Annotated in this window: 17 protein-coding genes; 8 read left to right on the forward strand and 9 right to left on the reverse strand. The window is 55.3% G+C overall.

The features are described from left to right. The first annotated feature begins 198 nt into the window (after positions 1-198). The gene (gene putA / locus QLQ17_RS05750; protein WP_283208587.1) at positions 199-3,828 is read left to right on the forward strand and encodes a bifunctional proline dehydrogenase/L-glutamate gamma-semialdehyde dehydrogenase PutA; all 3,630 of its coding nucleotides are present in this window, start codon (positions 199-201) and stop codon (positions 3,826-3,828) included. Between the two features lie 49 nt (positions 3,829-3,877). Here the strand turns inward: putA and QLQ17_RS05755 are convergent, their stop codons facing one another. Genes QLQ17_RS05755 through QLQ17_RS05770 form a run of 4 tightly spaced genes read right to left on the reverse strand, consistent with a single transcriptional unit; the run spans position 3,878 to position 7,727 of the window. Then, positions 3,878-4,522, reverse strand: coding sequence for a DsbA family oxidoreductase (locus QLQ17_RS05755; protein WP_283208588.1), 645 nt, complete (start codon positions 4,520-4,522; stop codon positions 3,878-3,880). Further along, positions 4,519-5,859, reverse strand: coding sequence for a dicarboxylate/amino acid:cation symporter (locus QLQ17_RS05760; RefSeq protein ID WP_283208589.1), 1,341 nt, complete (start codon positions 5,857-5,859; stop codon positions 4,519-4,521). The genes QLQ17_RS05755 and QLQ17_RS05760 overlap by 4 nt, the downstream gene beginning before the upstream one ends. Before the next feature lie 51 nt (positions 5,860-5,910). Further along, positions 5,911-6,612, reverse strand: coding sequence for a pseudouridine synthase (locus QLQ17_RS05765; RefSeq protein WP_283208590.1), 702 nt, complete (start codon positions 6,610-6,612; stop codon positions 5,911-5,913). A gap of 20 nt (positions 6,613-6,632) precedes the next feature. Beyond that, positions 6,633-7,727, reverse strand: a complete 1,095-nt coding sequence (locus tag QLQ17_RS05770; RefSeq protein ID WP_283208591.1) for a PP2C family protein-serine/threonine phosphatase — start codon at positions 7,725-7,727, stop codon at positions 6,633-6,635. Between the two features lie 360 nt (positions 7,728-8,087). Between QLQ17_RS05770 and QLQ17_RS05775 the strand changes: the two genes are divergently transcribed. The 4 genes from QLQ17_RS05775 to QLQ17_RS05790 all read left to right on the forward strand — a co-directional run bounded on the left by QLQ17_RS05775 (position 8,088) and on the right by QLQ17_RS05790 (position 10,968). Then, positions 8,088-8,762 carry a GDSL-type esterase/lipase family protein gene (locus tag QLQ17_RS05775; protein WP_283208592.1) on the forward strand — a complete coding sequence of 225 codons (675 nt, stop codon included), beginning with the start codon at positions 8,088-8,090 and terminating at the stop codon, positions 8,760-8,762. A gap of 11 nt (positions 8,763-8,773) precedes the next feature. Next, positions 8,774-9,460, forward strand: a complete 687-nt coding sequence (locus tag QLQ17_RS05780) for a DUF4336 domain-containing protein (RefSeq protein ID WP_283208593.1) — start codon at positions 8,774-8,776, stop codon at positions 9,458-9,460. 157 nt (positions 9,461-9,617) lie between these two features. Further along, entirely contained in the window at positions 9,618-10,190 is a 573-nt protein-coding gene (locus QLQ17_RS05785; protein WP_283208594.1) for a YdeI/OmpD-associated family protein, read from the forward strand. Positions 10,191-10,335: 145 nt separating this feature from the next. Continuing rightward, positions 10,336-10,968 carry a LysE family translocator gene (locus QLQ17_RS05790; protein WP_283208595.1) on the forward strand — a complete coding sequence of 211 codons (633 nt, stop codon included), beginning with the start codon at positions 10,336-10,338 and terminating at the stop codon, positions 10,966-10,968. Positions 10,969-10,972: 4 nt separating this feature from the next. On the opposite strand, the gene QLQ17_RS05795 is transcribed toward QLQ17_RS05790, so the two are convergent. Further along, a complete protein-coding gene (locus QLQ17_RS05795; RefSeq protein ID WP_283208596.1) occupies positions 10,973-11,689 on the reverse strand; it encodes a lytic transglycosylase domain-containing protein in 717 nt (238 codons plus the stop codon). Positions 11,690-11,821: 132 nt separating this feature from the next. On the opposite strand from QLQ17_RS05795, the gene QLQ17_RS05800 reads away from it, so the two are divergent. Continuing rightward, positions 11,822-12,349: a shikimate kinase gene (locus QLQ17_RS05800; RefSeq protein WP_283208597.1), complete on the forward strand. Its 528-nt coding sequence runs from the start codon at positions 11,822-11,824 to the stop codon at positions 12,347-12,349. A gap of 1 nt (position 12,350) precedes the next feature. Continuing rightward, positions 12,351-13,262, forward strand: coding sequence for a DMT family transporter (locus tag QLQ17_RS05805; protein WP_283208598.1), 912 nt, complete (start codon positions 12,351-12,353; stop codon positions 13,260-13,262). Between the two features lie 2 nt (positions 13,263-13,264). Here the strand turns inward: QLQ17_RS05805 and QLQ17_RS05810 are convergent, their stop codons facing one another. The 4 genes from QLQ17_RS05810 to QLQ17_RS05825 all read right to left on the reverse strand — a co-directional run bounded on the left by QLQ17_RS05810 (position 13,265) and on the right by QLQ17_RS05825 (position 18,773). Continuing rightward, positions 13,265-14,983 (reverse strand): bifunctional protein-serine/threonine kinase/phosphatase, encoded by a 1,719-nt coding sequence (locus QLQ17_RS05810; protein WP_283208599.1) that lies wholly within the window; start codon positions 14,981-14,983, stop codon positions 13,265-13,267. Between the two features lie 69 nt (positions 14,984-15,052). After that, positions 15,053-15,901: a formate/nitrite transporter family protein gene (locus tag QLQ17_RS05815; protein ID WP_283208600.1), complete on the reverse strand. Its 849-nt coding sequence runs from the start codon at positions 15,899-15,901 to the stop codon at positions 15,053-15,055. 348 nt (positions 15,902-16,249) lie between these two features. Next, positions 16,250-18,136: an N-acyl-D-amino-acid deacylase family protein gene (locus QLQ17_RS05820; protein ID WP_283208601.1), complete on the reverse strand. Its 1,887-nt coding sequence runs from the start codon at positions 18,134-18,136 to the stop codon at positions 16,250-16,252. Between the two features lie 7 nt (positions 18,137-18,143). Further along, the gene (locus tag QLQ17_RS05825; RefSeq protein WP_283208602.1) at positions 18,144-18,773 is read right to left on the reverse strand and encodes a TetR/AcrR family transcriptional regulator; all 630 of its coding nucleotides are present in this window, start codon (positions 18,771-18,773) and stop codon (positions 18,144-18,146) included. Positions 18,774-18,880: 107 nt separating this feature from the next. On the opposite strand from QLQ17_RS05825, the gene QLQ17_RS05830 reads away from it, so the two are divergent. Further along, positions 18,881-19,756, forward strand: a complete 876-nt coding sequence (locus QLQ17_RS05830; RefSeq protein WP_283208603.1) for an alpha/beta fold hydrolase — start codon at positions 18,881-18,883, stop codon at positions 19,754-19,756. Positions 19,757-19,766: the final 10 nt, after the last annotated feature.

Below are 19,766 nucleotides of genomic sequence, written 5' to 3' on the forward strand. Positions count from 1 at the left end.
AGGAATATGTCTTTTCCCGCTTCAAAGCTTAAGGTTTTTTGACTAATCCGCAAGCGTCTTCGAGTTTTATTGCTGCTTTTCGCTCTCCAGAAAAGCCAAATCGAATTGCAAAAACAGATTTTACAGTGAAACAGCCTTGAGCGTTCTCGGTAAAATGCTGTAAAGGCTAACAAGACACACAAACATGAGGGTTCAACTATGAGACCGCAGGAATCAGTGACGCCTGAGCTCGTCGATAGCCGGCAGGCCATCCGCAATTATTATCTGGCTGACGAATACACCGTCATTAGCGAAATGATTGCCGGCGCCCAGTTGACCCAGGAAGAGCGCAACGCGATTTCTACCCGCGCGGCGGAACTTGTGCGTAAGGTTCGCAAGAACGCCAAGTCCACGATCATGGAAAAGTTCCTGGCGGAGTATGGTCTCAGTACCAAAGAAGGTGTGGCATTGATGTGTCTGGCGGAGGCCATGCTGAGGGTCCCGGACAGCACCACCATTAATGATCTGATTGAAGACAAGATCACCGCTGGCAGCTGGGGCGAGCACGTCGGCAAGGCCGACTCCTCCCTGATTAACACGGCAACGGTAGCGTTGTTGATGACCAGCACCCTGCTGACAGAAACCGAACGCCAGAGCATTGTTCAAACCCTGCGTCGTTTGCTGAAACGCCTGGGCGAGCCTGTGATTCGCACGGTGGCCGGCCTGGCCATGAAGGAAATGGGTCGCCAGTTTGTGCTGGGGCGTGACATCAAGGAAGCCCAGAAGGCGGGTGAAGGCTACATGGCCCGGGGCTACACCTATTCCTATGACATGTTGGGCGAGGCCGCCCGCACGGATCATGACGCTCAGCGTTATTACAATTCCTACTCGGATGCCATCGACAGCATTGCCAAGCATTGCAGCGGGGATGTGCGTAAGAACCCCGGTATTTCGGTCAAGCTTTCCGCGTTGCTTGCACGGTACGAGTACGGCAACAAAGAACGGGTGATGAAAGAACTGCTGCCACGGGCAAAGCGCCTGGTCCAGAAGGCAGCGGCTGCCAATATGGGCTTCAATATCGACGCCGAAGAGCAGGAGCGCCTGGACATCTCTATGGATGTGATCGAAACCTTGCTGAGCGATCCTGACCTGGCCGGCTGGAATGGCTTTGGCGTGGTGGTTCAGGCCTATGGCAAGCGGGCGCCTTTCGTTCTGGATTGGCTGTATGGCCTGGCGGAGAAGTACGACCGCCGCATCATGGTCCGGCTGGTTAAAGGTGCCTATTGGGATGCTGAAATCAAGCGCTCGCAGGTCATGGGCCTGGACGGCTTCCCGGTATTTACCCGCAAGGCCTGCAGTGACGTGTCGTATCTGTCCTGCTCGACCAAGCTGATGAACATGACCGACCGCATTTACCCGCAGTTTGCCACTCACAATGCGCATTCTGTGTCTGCCATTCTGGAAATGGCTCGGGTTCGTGGCGAAGCCAACTACGAATTCCAGCGCCTGCATGGCATGGGCGAAGCGCTTCACGCCCAGGTGATGGAAGAAAGTGGGGTGCCTTGCCGCATCTATGCGCCGGTTGGTCCTCACCGGGAGCTGTTGGCCTATCTGGTACGTCGCCTGCTTGAGAACGGTGCCAACAGTTCGTTCGTGAACCAGATTGTGGATGAAGACATCACCCCGGAAATGATCGCGAAAGACCCGATCGATGCAGTCACGGAAATGGGCGAAAACATTTCCAGCAAGTCGATTGTGCATCCGTTCAAGATCTTCGGCGAGAATCGCCGCAACTCGAAAGGTTGGGATCTCACCGATCCGGTGACCATCGAGGCGATCGAGAAGGGTCGTGGTGCCTACAAAGAGCACCACTGGAAAGGCGGTCCTTTAATCAAGGGGAAAGTGTCGGGCTCCGAAGTTCAGGTGGTGCGTAACCCGGCCAATCCGGACGACCTTGTAGGTCACGTCACCCAGGCTGATAAAGCGGACATCGACACGGCCATTTCCGCCGCTGGGAAAGGCTTCAAATCCTGGTCCGCCAAACCGGTTGAAGAGCGCGCCGAGTGTCTGCGCAAAGTGGCCGACCTCTATGAAGAGAACACCTATGAGCTGTTCGCGCTGACCGCCCGGGAAGCGGGCAAGTCGCTGTCGGACGCTGTTGCGGAAATCCGCGAAGCGGTGGACTTTGCCCATTTCTATGCCAACGAAGGCATTCGTTACAAAGACAGCGGGGAAGCTCGTGGGCCAGTGGTGTGCATTTCACCCTGGAACTTCCCGCTGGCCATCTTTACCGGCCAGATCCTGGCGAATCTGGTCGCGGGCAATACGGTTCTGGCCAAGCCGGCCGAACAGACGTCGCTGCTTGCTGCGCGAGCCGTTGAACTGATGCACGAGGCAGGCATTCCGAAGGACGCAATCCAGTTGCTGCCAGGCACCGGTGCAACCGTGGGTGCGGGCCTGACCTCGGATTCTCGTGTTGCCGGGGTCTGCTTCACCGGTTCCACCAATACGGCGAAGGTGATTGACAAGGCCATGGCGGAAAACATGGACCCGGACGCCGTAATGGTGGCAGAGACCGGTGGCCTGAACGCCATGATTGTGGATTCCACGGCCCTGCCAGAGCAGGTCGTGCGCGATGTGATGGCGTCGTCGTTCCAGAGTGCGGGCCAGCGTTGTTCGGCACTTCGGATGCTGTATGTCCAGGAGGATGTTGCCGACGGGCTGATGGACATGCTCTACGGTGCCATGGAAGAGCTGGGCATCGGTGACCCCTGGCTGCTGTCCACGGACGTCGGTCCGGTGATTGATGACCCATCGGCCAAGAAAATTACCGATCACTGCAAGAAGTTCGAGAATACGGGTCAGCTTCTGAAGAAGCTGAGTGTGCCGCACACCGGCAACTTTGTGTCTCCGGCTGTAATCCGGGTAAACGGCATCGAGGATCTCGAGGAAGAAATCTTTGGCCCGGTGTTGCACGTGGCCACCTTCAAAGCCAAGGACCTCGATAAGGTTGTGGACGACATCAATGCGAAAGGCTATGGCCTGACCTTTGGTGTTCACAGCAGGGTGGATACCCGTGTCGATCGCATCACCCGCCGTATCAAGGTGGGTAACACCTACGTAAACCGCAATCAGATCGGCGCCATTGTTGGGTCTCAGCCATTTGGTGGTGAAGGCCTGTCGGGCACTGGCCCGAAAGCCGGTGGCCCCCAGTATGTGCGTCGGTTTATGAAAGGTGAGACGGTTCAGACCACCACGGAGTCCGGTGGTGACAAGGTGGATGCGAAAAAGCTGAAGAGCCTGATTGGCAAACTGGACAACATGGAAACCCAGGAGCCAAAAGCCCGGGTCGAGACCATGAAGCAGATCTTCGATTCGGTGCCGGAGCCACTGGATGCCCACGTCGAGGAAATGCCCGGGCCGACTGGCGAATCCAACCTGTTGAGCAATCATGCTCGCGGCGTGGTGATCTGTCTGGGTCCTGACAAGGAGACGGCCATTGAGCAGATGGAGATGGCTCTGGCGCAAGGCAACAAAGCCGTGGTGATTGCGCTGGGGATCAGTCATACCCTGGATCGTGCTGCCAGGGCTGGCTTGCCTGTCGTGGGTGTGGAAGGCCGTCTGGAGCCAGATGCCGTTGAGAACGTCGATGGTTTCGATGCGCTCGTCAGCTGCGCCAAGCCGTCACTGCTGAAGCCATTCCGCCAGGCGCTGATGAAGCGCAGCGGCGCGCTGCTGCCACTGATCACCGAGCACAAGCTGGATCAGCGGTACGTGGTTGAACGTCACGTCTGTGTGGACACCACCGCCGCCGGTGGTAATGCCAGCCTGATCGCGGCTTCAGAATAGGGCCTAAGGCCGAGGATGCCCCGGAAAACGGGGCATCCTCGGCAGGTGCTCAGGCTTCCTGTGAAATTTCCCGGAATGCCTGAATCAGGGTTTCGGGTTCCTGAGCCCCTGAAATCAGGTACTTCTCGTTGACGATAAAAGCCGGCACGGCGGAAACGCCAGCCTGCTGATATTTTGCTTCGTCCTGGCGAACGGCTTCGGCGTATAGATCTGAAGACAGAATGTCCCGGGCCTGATTTCCATCCAATCCTGCGTTTTCCGCACAATCGGCGAGGACCTCCGGGTCCGAGATGTTCGCTGCGTCCCCAAAGTAGGCATCGAAACAAGCCAGTTTCATTGCCGTCTGCTTTCCCTGCTCTTCGGCCCATTTCACCAGGCGATGGGCGTCGAAGGTATTGCGGGTATAGCGTTGCTGCATCTTTTCAAAGTTCAGCCCCAGATCCGTGGCAATCGCGATCATCTGTGACTGGGCTTCCTCCATTTCCTGTTCAGACCGACCGTACTTTTTGGCAAGGGCGGGCAGGATGGGTTCTGCTTCGGCAGCTGGATCCGGGTTCAACTCGAAGGCGTGCCACTGGATTTCGAAGTCCACTTCATTTTGCAATGCCTCCATGGCCTTCTGCAGTCTGGCGTAGCCAATGGCGCACCAGGGGCAGGCGATATCGGACACAATGTCTAACTTAAGTTCGGTCATGGTTCTCCTCGAATTGCTTGGTCTGGAGCCAGTCGTTCCATGATCCGGCAGGTAAGAAGATCTCCGGTGACGTTGATGGCGGTTCGGCACATGTCCAGAATGCGATCAACGCCCATGATCAGAGCGATCCCGGCAGGGGGAACCCCTACAGTCTGAAGAACCATGGCCAGAATTACGATACCCACGCCGGGTGTCGCGGGTGAACCAATGGATGCACCGACGGCCATGGCAACCACCAGTGCCATGCTGCCCATGCTCAGATCAATCCCATAAACCTGGGCCAGAAAAATCGTTGCCACTGCCTGGTACAGGGCGGTGCCATTCATATTAATGGTGGCGCCCAGTGGAATGACGAACTGGGAAATCGATGGCCGTACCTTGAGCTTGTCTTCCGCGGTGCGAATCGAAAGAGGCATGACGGCGGCGGAGCTGGAGGTCGAAAACGCAAGCAGCAGGACGTCACGAGTGTTGCGCAGAAACGCGGACGGTGAATCTCCCACCAGAAAGCGAAGGATCAGCATATAAACGCCCATCAACAGAAGAAGCCCAATTAGTACTGTGGCAACGTAAGACGCCATGCCGAGCATCGCCTGGAACCCGATCGTGGTGGTCAGTTGCGCCATGAGGCCGAAAACCGCGTAGGGCGCCAGTTTCATGGCCCACTTTACGACGGTCATACAGACCTGTTGCAGGGAATCCAGCAGGTCCAGCATGGGGCGGGATTTTTCCTCAGGCATGCTGACAAGTGCGACTCCCACGATGATCGAGAAAATCACGACCTGAAGCATCTGGCCTTCGACCATGGCATCCAGCGGGTTGCCGGGCAGAAGGCCGAGTAACGCCTGGGGCAGTTCCATCACCGAAGGCACGGGTGCGGCTGCACCGGCGCCCGCCTCGCCGGCGGGTAGCGTCAGGCCTTCCATCATGCTGCCAGGGTTGAGCACAGACCCGACCCAAAGGCCGATTGCGGCCGCCATGGCCGTGGTAACAACGAAGAAACTGGTCACTCGGAAGCCAAGCTTTCGCAGTTGCTCCAGGTTTTCACTGGCGGCCAGGCCGCGCACCACCGAGGCAATGACCAGGGGAATCACGATCATCTGGATGGTGGCAAGAAAGAGCTGGCCTGGAAAGGCCAGCCAGTTGCCAATCAGCAAGCCGCGTTCAGGTTCCACCAGGCCGACCGATGGGCCCAGAAGGGTTCCGACGACAAGGCCAAGAAACATTCCGACCAGAACTTTCAGCCACAGTCGGCCTTTAACCAGACCAACCAGATAGATGCTCAGATGCCTTAGCGGACGGGGAGGGTCTTGTAACGGGTTGCTTTGGGCGTCTGCCATGAGGACAGCATTCCTTGGAATGTCATGGGGAATGACTGAAGCATAGCGCAGTCAGACCTGGTTGACGCTGTCGATCTCCTGTTGGGTCAAAGTACGATAGTCTCCGGGAGCCAGTGTGTGGTCCAGTTCAATGTCGCCAATTTGTTCCCGATGTAAAGCGACGACGCGATTGCCAACCGCATGGAACATGCGTTTTATCTGGTGGTAACGGCCTTCGTAGAGTGTCAGTTTTGCGACGCGGCCTGACAAAGGTTCCAGAGTTGCGGGCCGGGTCGTCAATTGCTCGTATTCGAACCATATGCCTGCCGCAAACCGGTCCACCGTGTCGGGCGAGAACTCATACGCTGTGGTTACCCGATAGACCTTTGGCTTTTCAGAATCTGGCTCCGTCAGGGTTCGCGACCACTGGCCATCATTGGTAAGAAGCATGAGCCCGGTACTGGCACGATCCAACCTGCCGGCAATGTGTAATTCGGGGTAGTGGCTGGTATCAATGAGATCCATCACAGTGGAGTGAGTGGTATCTGTTGTGGCGCTCAAAATGCCAGCGGGCTTGTATAGCATCAGGTAATGGGCGACAGCCCCGGCCTGAACGATGTGCCCCTGACAGGTGACCGTCGAGAAACGGCTGACTTCCTGAGCAGGCTCACTACAGGGGGTGCCATCGACCTGAACAAGGCCGGCCGCAAGGAGACCATTGGCCTGTTTGCGACTAACCCCGTTCTGATTACTCAGAATCCGCGATAATTTCATGGCCGCATCTTAGCCTGTCACTAACCCGAAAACTCAAATCCCAGCAGGGTTCTGTCGTCTTTGACCGGAGCACCATCACGAAAACGCTCAACGGATCGGAAAATCCGGTCCATGCTTTCAGCCAAGGATGAATCCTGAGTTTCCATAAACGCCTGATAGAGGCGTTCGATGGAGTACATCTCGCCCGTATCATTGAATTGCTCGAATAAACCGTCAGTGAATACCATGCCTCGTTTCCCGATTGCCCGAGTATCGAGAACCTGCTCGGGCCATGGCCCCGCATCGGACAGAACGCCGACCGGCATCCCACCCTCAAGCTTGACCGCGCCCATATTCGTTGTCAGCAATCCCTGATGGCCGAATGTCGCAATACTGATCTTGTGAAGGTCCATGTCTATCAGACATAGAATCCCTGACACAAACATCCGGCCTTCATCGTTCCGGTAGGCCTGGATGAAGCGGTCGTTGACCTTTTGGACAACCGATTGCGGCGAACCGCCCAAGTTTTCGGCGACAAGGGCCCTCACACACTGCACAGCGCGGTTCGACCGCTCGTCATGCCCCATCGCGTCAGCGATTAGCCACCAGGCGCGTGTGTCAGTTTCATGGTGCGTCCAGACAGCGTCACCCCCGTTGCCGTGCAGCGGGAGACACTTACTTTGTATCGAAACGGCATGTTTCTCTACACCTGGCTCTGAAGTCGGCGTTTCTGGGCCGGGTACGTGTATCCCGGGAAGCCTCGCGGCTGGCTTTGAGGACAGCAGGCGTAATCGATGTTCGAGGTATGCAACCTCATTCGAGTCAGAAAAGCGTGGTTCAATGGTGAGTTCATACTCTCGACGTAGTGTCGGGGAGGGGCACGACAGGCGTTCAGTGTGTCGCGCAATATCACCGCGCAACAATGCCTTATAGAGAGCTTCCCAGCGTGCTTTTTGCGATCCATCCATCGCTTCAAGAACATTGATCCGCGCACCCTCGCGCAGCAGTGTCTCACCGTTGTTGTCTGTGGCGAAGTCACGCCAGGCATCATTCGCCTCGACCAGATTGAGATTTGTATCGATTACATAGGTTGGGTCTTGCGTTGGATCATGCTCACTTACTTTGGTAGGGCTCATACGTAGGTTTACCTGGCCCAACAGAACAGTCTGCTGGGGTAACGGATCAGTCTTGCATGCCCGCTACCTTTTTACTAATTTCTCAGGCATTTACTTTCTTCGTGGATGTGTACCCCACAACGCCTGACCTCCCATAGCCTCAAACGCAAGACAGTCTATTGGCATCGACCGCCTTACTCGAATGCTCGCTTTTCGACCACCCGGAACTGCGAGAGCTACCTTAAGGACGGTGCCAACTCTTTGTATTTGATAGGTCTCGTGAAGATGAAACTGCGATTCTTACTGTGGGATTCAGCAGTTGCGTCCGTTCAGGCGCAAGCTTATCGTTAAGCACAGATGACTTGGACGGGAGTGTGCATCTTGAATGCCCAGCATGCCATCGCCGACGCGGCACAGCGATTGAGAATGCCGGTGTTACTGGCGCTGTTTCTCCTAATCACTGCCTGCAGTGATTCTTCGCCTCGCTATCAGCCTCTGGCGCAGGACTCAGTTGTGCTGGCATTCGGGAACAGCGTCACCCATGGAACTGGAGCCGGAAAGGGCGAAGACTTCCCTTCACTGCTGGCAAAGGACACCGGTTGGACGGTCGTCAATGCCGGTATACCCGGTGACACGGCGAGAGAAGCACGTGGACGCATCGGCGGACTGCTCCAGAAACACGAACCGGACCTGGTGATAGTGGAACTGGGCGGTAATGATTTTTTGCGTCGCCAGTCTGCTAATCAGGTGAAGGAGCATCTTCGGGAAATAATTACCGCCGTGCGCCGGTCCGGAGCCATACCTGCGCTTGTCGCGGTACCAGAGTTTTCCGTGTTTGGCGCCAGTGTGGGCAGCCTGTCAGACTCGCCCATCTATGCGGAGCTGGCCGAGGAAGAGCGCATTCTGCTGATCGACGGTATTTTCTCCGAAGTACTCTCTGACGAAGGTCTGCGGGCAGACCGGATTCACCCCAATGCTAGCGGCTATCGCAAGATGGCTGACGGCATTGCCGCGGCGCTAACTGAAGCGGGCCTGAAACCTGAGATCAGCCCTTGAAAGAGTGAGTTATGGAAAAACTAGCGCATGAAATATGGATATTTGATGGTGAACCTGTTCAGTTCTTTTGTTTGCCTTTTTCCACTCGAATGACGGTTGTTAGGCTTTCTAGCGGAGAGCTATGGGTTCATAGTCCAATCAAATTATCCAAGTCAATTGCAGAGCAAATTGACAGTCTAGGTCGTGTTAAATATTTAATTGCCCCCAATCATTTACACCACTTATTCATATCTGAATGGATTGCGACCTATCCAAACGCAGAAGTCTATGGGACAAACGAGGTGATTAAAAAGCGTAGTGATATCGCTTTTCATGCCTCTCTTGATAACCCGAAAAGCTATGCTTGGGAACCAGACATTGAACAAGAACTGTTTTCTGGTTCTCCGCTGATGGAAGAATGTGTTTTTTACCATAGGAGTTCAGGTGCGTTAATTGTTACTGACCTCGTTGAGAACTTTTCAGGTAAGGACTTTAACTACTGGCAACGGGTTGTGGCGAAAGGTGCTGGTATACTCGCCCCTAATGGGAAAATGCCTTTGGATTGGCGTTTAAGCTTCACGTTTGGAAAAGCGGACGCGCGAAAACACCTCAACAGGTTGTTGTCTTGGAATCCGAAAATATTGGTCATGGCGCATGGTGAAATCGTCACTGAAAATGCAGACAAGTTCTTACAACAGTCTTTCAAATGGTTAGTATGAAAAATCTTTGAGAAAATCACATAAATAAGCATTTAAGAGGGATTCTCAACACTTGGCGGTCTTGGTTCAAAGTTCAGCTTATGTGTTTATGGCACAGTGGTTTAGTTAGCGTTGTTCACTCCTGAATGTTGCGCTATGCCGTCTAAGAGTCAGTTTCATGCCTGAGATAAATCCAACGAAAGTCATGACCTTCGCAACACCAAAAGATCTCGGTCAGTGGCTCAAGATTAACCACGCAACCGAGACCGAGTTGTGGGTGAAGATTTTTAAAAAAGGAACTGATATTCCCAGCGTGAATTGGGATGACGTTGTGATTGAGGCACTGTGTTGGGGTTGGATCGACGGTGTTAAGAAATCAATCGATGATCAATCCTATTTCCAGAGAATCACCCCAAGAAAAGCTAGAAGCGCCTGGTCAAAGAGGAATAGAGAACATGCGGAGCGCTTGATAGGCGAGGGTATGATGACGGAGGCTGGTCTTGCTCATGTTCGTGCTGCCAAAGCTGATGGCCGTTGGGAGAATGCCTATACGGCGAGTGAAATGGAAGTGCCTCCGGACTTTATAGCGGCACTGGATAGCAATCCGAAGGCGAAACAATTTTTTGAAACACTGACTAAATCCAGTCGCTATGTCGTCGCGCACGGATTGGGAAGTGCAAAAAGACCGGAAACCAGAAAAAGACGGTTTGAGAAATTCATGGAAATGCTTCTCCGAGAAGAAAAGCCTTAGCTTGGTTCCGTGAGTACCTCTAAAAACGGAACCTGTGTTGTTTTTGGCGTTGGTGCTTCCGTGCAATGGTGGAGAGCCTAGCGACCTTATTTAGGGACTTCATACTAATTCCCTGAAAATACGAATAAATTAAGAGACATCTTCTGTGCTGACATTGAACTGGTCACTGTTATCGGCCTTTATCCCAACCTTTTTTGTGGTGTCGATTACCCCCGGCATGTGCATGACGCTGGCCTTGTCTATGGGTATTACCATCGGGGTTCGCCGGGCCTTGTGGATGATGGTGGGCGAGCTGCTTGGGGTTGCGGTTGTGGCAACCTCTGCTGCGGTGGGGGTGGCGGCATTTATGCTGCAGTACCCCACGGCTTTTGCCGTGTTCAAATACGCAGGTGGCGCTTACCTGGCGTGGCTCGGGATTCAGATGTGGCGCTCTCGTGGGCGAATGGCCATGCCCGAGGAAGAAGATACCAGTAGCCGTCAGGCGTCTCGTTTACAGTTGGCCATTCAGGGGTTCGTAACGGCCATTGCCAACCCCAAGGGCTGGGCCTTCTTTGTGGCCTTGTTGCCACCGTTTCTGGACAGCGACATCCCCATGGCGCCCCAATTGACAGCGCTGATCCTGATTATTCTGCTGCTGGAGTTTATTTGTCTGCAGATATACGCCCACGGTGGTAAAGGTCTGCGGCGGGCCTTGAATCGTGGTGGCGGTGTCAGGACGGTAAACCGTGTTGCAGGCAGCCTGATGCTGCTGGTCGGAGCCTGGCTGGCGTTCGGGTAGACAATCAGTTGCTTGCGTAGCGTTCGTGCAATATGCCGACCCGATTCACATAGGCCTTGGTTTCGGCATAGGGCGGTACACCACCGTAGCGGCCAACTGCGCCGGGGCCGGCGTTGTAGGCGGCGGTTGCCAGGGTAATGTCGCCGCCAAACCGCTGGAGCATCTTGGCCAGGTAGTGAACACCGCCGCGAATGTTGTGGTTAGCCGACATCGCGTCTGTCACGCCCAGTTCCTGGGCGGTGGCTGGCATCAGTTGCATCAGGCCCTGAGCGCCGGCCGGGGAGATCGCGGACTCGTTGAAGGCCGATTCGGCATGAATCACCGCTCTGACCAGGGCGGGATCGACGCCGAACTCCTCAGCCGCGACTGCAATTTCGTCGGCATAGGGTTCGACAAACAGCGGGGTCTTGCGCCAGTCGACGCTGGAATCGGGGTCGCAGGCAAAGCAGTGGAAACGAATGACTTCAAAGCTGGCGCCTGCGGGCTGGACTTCGCTGAAGGCGACTACGCCCTGGTCATTCCGATAACGGTAGACCACTTCGTCTTTTGTGGATGCACGTTTGTTACTGGACTCGCCCACGTTGGTGAATTCAATTGAGCCGTCGGGGTGAACAATTTTTTTAACGTCACCAGCCAGGGTGGCGGACGACAGCAGGCTGGCCAACAGGGTGCTGGCCAGACAAAAGACAAGTTGGCGGTTTAGATGGCGAGTCCAACCCATGGGTGTTCACGTCTCAGAATTCGATAAGTGCAAGAGTAAACGAATTTCAGGGGCTTAGAAAATGGCGCCTTTGTCTGAATGTGTTACGGGTTGTACTTTTAAAGCAGATTCCACTGCCTGAGGAGAGCAAATTTGGGCCCGGTTAATGTAGTACTGATTGGCATGCCAGGCAGCGGCAAGAGCACCGTGGGTGTTCTGCTGGCCAAACGGCTTGGCTTGGGGTTTACCGATACCGACCTGGTTATTCAGCAGGAAACCGGGCAAACCTTGCAGACGATTGTGGATACTCAGGGGTATGCGGCACTTCGTGACGTCGAGGCCAGGGTGTTGCAGACCCTGGATGTTCAGGGGCATGTCATCTCAACGGGAGGCAGCGCCGTTTATAGCGAAGCGGCGATGGCGCATTTGTCGGCCCGTGGCATCGTGGTGTTTCTGAACATTCCGCTCGATGAAGTAGAACGTCGAATCGGCGATTACAGTTTACGCGGTATTTCCCGCCACCCTGACCAGTCTCTGGACGATCTGTTTCAGGAACGATTTGCGTTATACAAGCGCTACAGCCAGATCACGGTCGAGGCTGCCGGATATACACCTGAGCAGGTGTGCAGCGACGTTGCGGCGCAGCTGGCCAAACAGACCCACTTCTCGCCGGTTCAATAACATGTCAGCGAACCCCCGATCTTCGGCATTGTTCTCGATTGGTATTCCCGCCTTGTTCGTGTGGTTGTGGAGCACCGGGTTCATTGGCGCCAAATACGGGCTGCCTTACGCGGAACCCTTTACGTTGCTGCTGATTCGAATGCTGTTTACCCTCGCTTTGCTCGGGGTATTGGCGTGGATTCTGAAACCCCGCTGGCCCGGTATCCGCGCGGCTGGGCACCTGGCGGTGACCGGTGTGCTGGTTCATGGGTGTTATCTGGGCGGCGTCTACTATGCCATTCAGGGCGGTATGCCCTCGGGGATTATTTCCCTGATCGTGGGATTGCAGCCGCTGGTGACGTCTGCGGTCGCCATAGCAGTGCTGAAGGAACGGGTTTCCGTTCGACAGTGGCTGGGGCTGATGTTGGGCCTGATCGGCGTGTCTCTGGTGTTGCTGGAAAAGTTCGTGGCCAGCGAGGCCGGCGGGAGTTTCCCAGCCTGGACGCTGATATGGGCAGCCCTGTCTCTGGGTGGTATCTCGCTGGGCACGGTTTACCAGAAACGTCGGGGTACCAAGGCGGATCTGGTATCAGGCACGTTCATCCAGTATTCCGCGGCGGCGACGTTATTTGCCATTGGCGCTTTCAGCTTCGAAACCCGGGAAGTGGAGTGGGCGCTGCCCCTGATCCTCTCCATGGCCTGGTTGGTTCTGGGCGTATCCATTGGTGCCATTCTGCTTCTGATGTGGCTGATTCGTCGCGGTGCGGCCTCACAGGTGGCCAGCCTGTTCTATCTGGTTCCACCCGTAACGGCTCTGGAAGCCTTCCTGCTATTCGATGAGCGTTTGGGGTTGCTGGCCATGGCCGGGGGCACCTTGTCGATCATCGGCGTGGCAATGGTGGTCATTCGGCCGCCGGCGACGGAACCTTCGTGACGCTATCTCGCCAGAAGAAAGACGACGATCGCTGCCAGGATGGCAGAAACGCCCTGCCAGAAGGCAACCGGATTGCGCTCGAGTAGAGGCGGCCGCGTCTGACTGAGAAATTCCGGGTTGGGGTGTCGCAAGTCATGGATGAACTCGGACAGCTCCTGATAGCGCTTTTCCGGGTTGACCTGCACCGCTTTTCGCAGCGTCTGGTCGATCCAGGAAGGGATTTCCCGGTCGTCGTCCAGAACCGACTGGTAGATAAGCCTTCGCTGAGCCGTCGCGGTACGGCATTTTGCCATTCCTGTCCCGTAGGGAAAGTCACCGCTCAGCAGGTGATAGGCAAGCACTCCCAGTGAAAACAGATCCGAGCGGGTGGTGCCGGTCTCGCCCAGGAAATATTCCGGCGCCATAAAAAGGGCCGTGCCGGGGAATTCGGTAGGGCCGAGCTCGGATGCCTCGAGGATGCCAGCGACCTGGGCAGCGCCGAAATCGATAATCTTTACGGTTCCCTGATTATCCAGCATCAGATTCTCCGGGCGAATGTCCTGGTGCAGGATTTCCATTCGATGCAGGGCATAGAGTCCTCGGGCAACCTGTTCAACGATGCCCCGTACCGTCTCCAGATCAGGTTCCGGGTTGTCATTCAGCCATTGTCTGAGGGTTTGCCCCTCAATGTATTCCATGGCGGTGTAAAGGTAATGGCGTGGCCGGTCTGGCAGACCTGCTTTCATCACGTGAGCGCTGTTTACACGCCTGGCAATCCATTCTTCCATCAACAGCCCTTCCAGATACTGCGGGTCGTCGCGCAGGTCGATGGATGGGGTTTTCAGGACAACCTGGGTGTCGGATGCATTATCAACGGCCAGATAGACGTGGCTCCGGCTATTACTGTGCAGCTCCCGAAGAATGGTGTGCCCGTCGAATTCATTCCGGGGCTCAAGCATGGGTGGAAAGGGCAGGTTCTCTATCTGGTGGTCAAGTGCTGGCCGGTCGCTTTCGGGAAGCGCATCCACCCGAACAATCTGGACAGTGAGGTTGTCATCGCTGCCCTGTTCGAGGGCCAGCTCAACCAGATGCTCTGCTGCTTGATCCAGATCATCGGCGTATCGATCGACGGCTTCAATGATCTGTTTTGTTTTGCAATGCTCGTGAACGCCGTCGGTGCTGAGGAAGAATACGTCCCCTTGGCGAACCGTCTCAGCGCGGTGGTCGATTTCCAGCTGGTCATTCACACCCAGGGCACGGCTCAGGTAACTCTCGGTTTCAGAAGCCCAGAGACGGTGATCGTGAGTCAGCTGTTCCAATGCCTTATCTCTCAGGCGGTAAACCCGGCTATCGCCAACGTGAATCACGTGAGCGGTGCTGGCTTTGATGATCAGCCCGCTAAAGGTGCAGACGTACCCTCGGTTGGGGTCGTAGCGGGATGGGCCATTACGGGTTTGTGAATACAGCCAGGAATTGGTTGCCAAAAGTACTCTCTCGGCTGCCGTCCTGACGGACCAGGCCTCGGAGGTACAGACGTAGTCTTCCAGAAAGCTGGTAACGGCAGTTTCGCTGGCAATCTGGCTGACGTCGCTTGAGCTGATGCCATCTGCTATGGCGAAGGCCGCGCCTTTCATGTCGAGCGTTGCGCCTTTCGGCACAACACAGGCGGAGAAATCCTGTTGGATCGGTTTTGTGCCTTTACTGGCATACCGACCGGTGGAGAGAGTAAGAGGTTGGGTCATATTGAGATAGGCAGTTTGCCCGGAGAAGCCTGTAGCTAAAGACTCCCCCGGGCAATACCAGTGCCGTTATTAAGCGGCTACGCGCTCTTTGCTTGATGCTTTAACGTCCTTGAACTGGCGCTTCGGCGCAGTGCGAACGTGAGTGGTGTACAGCACCAGGCCAACCAGAGTCAGGCCGCCAACGAGGTTACCCAGAACGGTGGGGATCTCATTCCACATGATGTACTGATACAGGGTGAAATCAGCGCCCATCATCAGGCCAATCGGGAACAGGAACATGTTAACGACTGAGTGCTCGAAACCAAGGAAGAAGAACACAATGATCGGCATCCACATGGCCATGATCTTACCGGAAACGTGGGTAGAGATGGTTGCACCAACAACGCCCATGGACACCATCCAGTTACAGAACATGCCGCGCAGGAACAGAACGATCCAGCCCGCAAGGCCAGCATCCTGATAACCAACGGTTCTTGATTCACCAACGGCCATCATTTTCTCGCCGACAGCGTTAATGGCTTCGGAGCCGCCCATGGAAAAGTTCAGGTAGCCGAAAACAGCGATGAACAGCGCACCGCCAAGGTTACCAAGACCGACCAGACCCCAGCATTTGAGCATGCGCGGGAAAGTCACCCCGGGGCGCTTGTCCAGAAGGGCAAGGGGTACCAGGGTGAATACGCCGGTCAGCAGGTCGTAACCCATCAGGTAAAGCATGCAGAAACCAACCGGGAAAAGCAGCGCACCCAAAAGGAAGGAGCCGGTCTGCACGGCAATGGTCACCGCGAAAATAACCGCGAGGGCCAGAGTTGCACCGGCCATGAACGCCCGGATGAGCGTGTCTCGTGTACTCATGTAGACCTTGGCTTCGCCAGCATCTACCAGTTTGGTAACGAATTCTGAAGGAGCTAGATAGGACATCCTTTTTACCTCGTTTTGTACATTTAAAATCATTTTTCAGGCGCAAAAAAAAGACACCCACACATACCCCAGGCTTTGAGGGGTGTGCGGACGCCTTTGTCCGATAATTCGGTTTTCTGTGCCCTGGATGGCAATGAAGATCATCAACAGGATCTGCCTATTATTAGGCAATTGCCATGCCTGTTATGTCGAAAGTTAAAAAAGAGTATTTAAATTAGGCAATTAAGGAGGAGGGTAAGAAGCTGACGGATGCTTGGGTAGGTGGGGCATCAGGTATTGACCTGATGCCCTGACCTGTTTTGGTGCAGAAAACCTGCGACCGTTCGATAATGGGGAGTAAGCTAATTTTTAAAAGGTCGTTTCCAGCACAGTGCCCATTTTCGTGGTGCCGAGGCTGGGCTCGAAGTCGTCTCCGTTCCAGGCGGCGTGCCCAGCGATCATGACCAGCGGTACTACGCCATCGGTACGGTTGACCAGCTGCTCGTGCTGGAATTCCTCCCGATACTGGCGTTTCACGGTGTTGTTGTGGTCCATTCGCCGCAGAGCGGATGGATCGATAAGAATCAGATCCGCCTGGTCTCCCACATTGATGGTGCCACCCTTAACGCCGAACACCTTTGCCGGGTCGCTGGTCAAACGGCGAACCATATAGGCGACATCGGCATCGCCTCCGTCAGAGGCCAATTTCAATGCCCGCAGATTGCCATCGTAAAATGCCATGTTGGTAAGGTGCGCACCGCTGTCATTGAATCCCGGCAGTAGTTGACGATCCATCAACAGTTTGCGGACCACGGTCTCGTTGCGGTTGGCAGAGACGGTGTACCAGCTCAGATCACGATCAAATGCCCGAAGCATGGCCAGCACAAAATCCGCTTCGTCCTGAACCTGCGTGAAGTAGTCTTTGATCAGCGAGTGTTCGCTATCGGTCAGTTGGCTCGTATTGCCGGCGTTGGCGGCACGAACACGATCGAACACCTCGGCGAACGTCAGACCTTCCCACTCTTTCAGTGGGCAAATGTCGATGGTCATGTCTGCCAGGGTGCGGTTGAACGCATAGTCCTCCAAACGCAGCAGGCGTTTGATCCTCGCCAGTCCGAAGCCCTGCTTGCCATGCATCCACATGGCTTTGAACTTCTCGATGTATTCCGGGTCGTTCAGGATCTTGCAGCGGGTTTCCCGGTCTTCCAATTCGGTTTCGTTGAGAATGCGCAGTTCTTCGATTTCCTCAGACAGTGGCGTCACTGCGCCATCTGACCAGGTTTTGAAGGGCGCAGCCAGAGCCTGGAGGTGGAAATCACCTTTCAGGAATCGGGAATTCAGGATGCGGGCCAGCAAACGTGCCAGTCGCACGATCTTGCGGTTGCTTTGGACGTCCAGCGCGGCGACCACCGTGGTCTTCAAAGGCTTGCCGTGCAGGCGTCCACAGCTCAGCAGGAAGGTTTTGATGGTGCCAATGGTGCTGTCTTTCGGAGGAGTCGCCTGCCAGATACCACCTTTGCGCCGAACTACGTCCGTCAACCGCTTGATTTCATAGTACTTGGCGAACTGGGTTGGAATGGTCTTCCGGGTGTTGGGCTGATTGGCCAGATAATGAAAGGGCAGTGCATCGGTGGAAAAACCCGCATAGCCGTTGTCCATGGCCTTATCCAGCAATTCTTCCATGGCGACGAGTTCGTCTTCCGTCGGGTCACGGGAAATGCTGGCGTCAAAGCCCATGACTTCGATCCGCAGCATGGAGTGAGGCACCATCGTCACCAGGTTGGGGCCCAGGTTCAGCTTGTTCAGGTGCTGCATGTATTCCTTCGGATTGTGCCAGTCCACTTTATCGGCAGTGGCTCTGAGGACATCCTTTGGAATATTCTCGACGCGGGCATAGCAGTCGACAATCGGGTCGGCGCCCTCTTTGCGCTGGGCACCGAAGGCCAGCCCCAGGCTGCAGTTGGCGATGACAACGGTGGTGGTGCCATGTCGCACTGATTCCGGCAGGCCTGGAGCCACTTCCAGTTCCAGATCGTAGTGGGTATGGATGTCAAACAGGCCGGGCATGGCCCAGCGATCGGTGCCGTCGATAACCTTGCTGGCTTTACTCGGGTCCAGTTCGGGGGCCCTCGCCGCAATTTTCCCGTCGGCGATGGCAATATCTTCCCGAGCCGGGAGCGCGCCGCTGCCGTCAAAGACTTTGGCGCCGCGAATCAGGTAATCCCACGATGTAGCTTGTGCTGCTGTGTCACTCATGATCGCCTCAACACTGACGTTGTTGTTCGAAATAGGCCGATAACAGACGGGTTCCCGTGGCAATAACTTCGTCGCGGGAGACAGCGCTGTGGCCCTGAAATACGTGCCGATGCACGATGCCTTCTGCCATGGAAAACAGACAAAAAGCGGTAGTCTCGACCTGATCACGCACGTAGCGGGCTACGAAGGCGCGAACACGCTCCATCAAAATTGCTTCTCCACCGTCCATCAATTCGGCCAGAGCTGGATCCACGCGGCGCCGGTATTCCAGAACATCATGCAAGCCCGCTTCCTGTTGGTGGAAATCGTATAGAAAGCTCAATGCCTGGCTGAAAACCTGTTGCAAGTCGGTGCCCCGATCTGATCCCTCCGCCACATTCAGGTCTGCCTCTGGGACCTGCAAATGCGCGTGTAGTGCTTCAAACCGCTGGCGTGTGACCTCCAGCAGTACGTCATCCTTATTGTGGAAATGCTGATAGAACGTACCTGTTGCCACGCCAGCGTGGTCGGCGATGGATTTTGCGGTTGTCGCTTCAAACCCTTTGGCTGAGAACTCGGCAGACGCTGACGCCAGCAGGGCATTGCGCTTGCGGATCGCGCGTTCCTGTTTAGGTGCAGCTTTTGGGGACGCTCTCATAGACGATAATCTCTGGTATTTGCGCAAATTGAACAATAACTGAAACTTGACGTCAAGTTCATGTTTTAGCATGATTCTCAACCAGAACAACAAGAATAGGAGCACACATGCAGCCCGAAGACTGGAAAGCCCTCGGTGAATACCGGCAAATCAACGGTCGAAATCTGTTCCTGGTGGACGAAGGCGAGCCAAATCAGCCCACGATTTTACTGATTCATGGTTTTCCCACCTCGAGTTGGGACTGGCAACCTGTGTGGGCCAGTCTTCGCCGGAATTATCGGTTGGTCGCCATGGATATGCTGGGGTTTGGTTTTTCCGACAAGCCCAAAGGGCATCGCTACTCGATCCACGAACAGGCGGATTTGGTGGAAGGCCTGGTCAGAGAGCTTGGTCTGAATCAGTTTCACGTGCTGGCGCATGACTACGGCGATACCGTGGCGCAGGAACTGCTGGCCCGTCAAAACTCGGGCGACGGTGCGGGGCAGTGGTTATCGGTGTGTTTTCTTAATGGCGGCCTGTTCCCCGAAACTCATCGCGCGTTGCTTACCCAGAAATTGCTGCTGAGTCCTCTGGGGTGGTTGTTCAACAAGCTTTCGAACAAGCGCAAATTCGATGCTGCCTTCTCACGCGTGTTCGGACCTGACACCAAGCCTTCGGCGGAAGAGCTGGATCAGTTCTGGTCTCTGGTCACATACAACGATGGCAAGCACATCTTTCATAACCTGATTACCTACATGACTGACCGTAAAATCCATCGGGAACGATGGGTTGAAGCGATCAGAAGCGCCCGGATTCCGGTGGCTTTGATCAACGGTTCACTGGATCCGGTATCCGGTGCTCATATGGTTGAGCGATTCAAAGAGCTTGAGCTGCCATTGGCCTGGCTGGAGCAACTGGAGGATATAGGACACTACCCACAGGTGGAGGCACCCGACAGAGTGAGCGCGTCTTACATGAAATTCCTCGAGCAAAACGTTTCCTAGGTTCCCGCTA

The organism is Marinobacter sp. CHS3-4 (genome assembly GCF_030053415.1).
Classification (GTDB): domain Bacteria; phylum Pseudomonadota; class Gammaproteobacteria; order Pseudomonadales; family Oleiphilaceae; genus Marinobacter.

Excerpts from the sequence above, each read along its gene's own strand:
- putA (WP_283208587.1), top strand. The coding sequence starts at position 199 with ATGAGACCGCAGGAATCAGTGACGCCTGAGCTCGTCGATAGCCGGCAG.
- QLQ17_RS05755 (WP_283208588.1), bottom strand. The coding sequence starts at position 4,522 with ATGACCGAACTTAAGTTAGACATTGTGTCCGATATCGCCTGCCCCTGG.
- QLQ17_RS05760 (WP_283208589.1), bottom strand. The coding sequence starts at position 5,859 with ATGGCAGACGCCCAAAGCAACCCGTTACAAGACCCTCCCCGTCCGCTA.
- QLQ17_RS05765 (WP_283208590.1), bottom strand. The coding sequence starts at position 6,612 with ATGAAATTATCGCGGATTCTGAGTAATCAGAACGGGGTTAGTCGCAAA.
- QLQ17_RS05770 (WP_283208591.1), bottom strand. The coding sequence starts at position 7,727 with ATGAGCCCTACCAAAGTAAGTGAGCATGATCCAACGCAAGACCCAACC.
- QLQ17_RS05780 (WP_283208593.1), top strand. The coding sequence starts at position 8,774 with ATGGAAAAACTAGCGCATGAAATATGGATATTTGATGGTGAACCTGTT.
- QLQ17_RS05785 (WP_283208594.1), top strand. The coding sequence starts at position 9,618 with ATGCCTGAGATAAATCCAACGAAAGTCATGACCTTCGCAACACCAAAA.
- QLQ17_RS05795 (WP_283208596.1), bottom strand. The coding sequence starts at position 11,689 with ATGGGTTGGACTCGCCATCTAAACCGCCAACTTGTCTTTTGTCTGGCC.
- QLQ17_RS05805 (WP_283208598.1), top strand. The coding sequence starts at position 12,351 with ATGTCAGCGAACCCCCGATCTTCGGCATTGTTCTCGATTGGTATTCCC.
- QLQ17_RS05810 (WP_283208599.1), bottom strand. The coding sequence starts at position 14,983 with ATGACCCAACCTCTTACTCTCTCCACCGGTCGGTATGCCAGTAAAGGC.
- QLQ17_RS05815 (WP_283208600.1), bottom strand. The coding sequence starts at position 15,901 with ATGTCCTATCTAGCTCCTTCAGAATTCGTTACCAAACTGGTAGATGCT.
- QLQ17_RS05820 (WP_283208601.1), bottom strand. The coding sequence starts at position 18,136 with ATGAGTGACACAGCAGCACAAGCTACATCGTGGGATTACCTGATTCGC.
- QLQ17_RS05825 (WP_283208602.1), bottom strand. The coding sequence starts at position 18,773 with ATGAGAGCGTCCCCAAAAGCTGCACCTAAACAGGAACGCGCGATCCGC.
- QLQ17_RS05830 (WP_283208603.1), top strand. The coding sequence starts at position 18,881 with ATGCAGCCCGAAGACTGGAAAGCCCTCGGTGAATACCGGCAAATCAAC.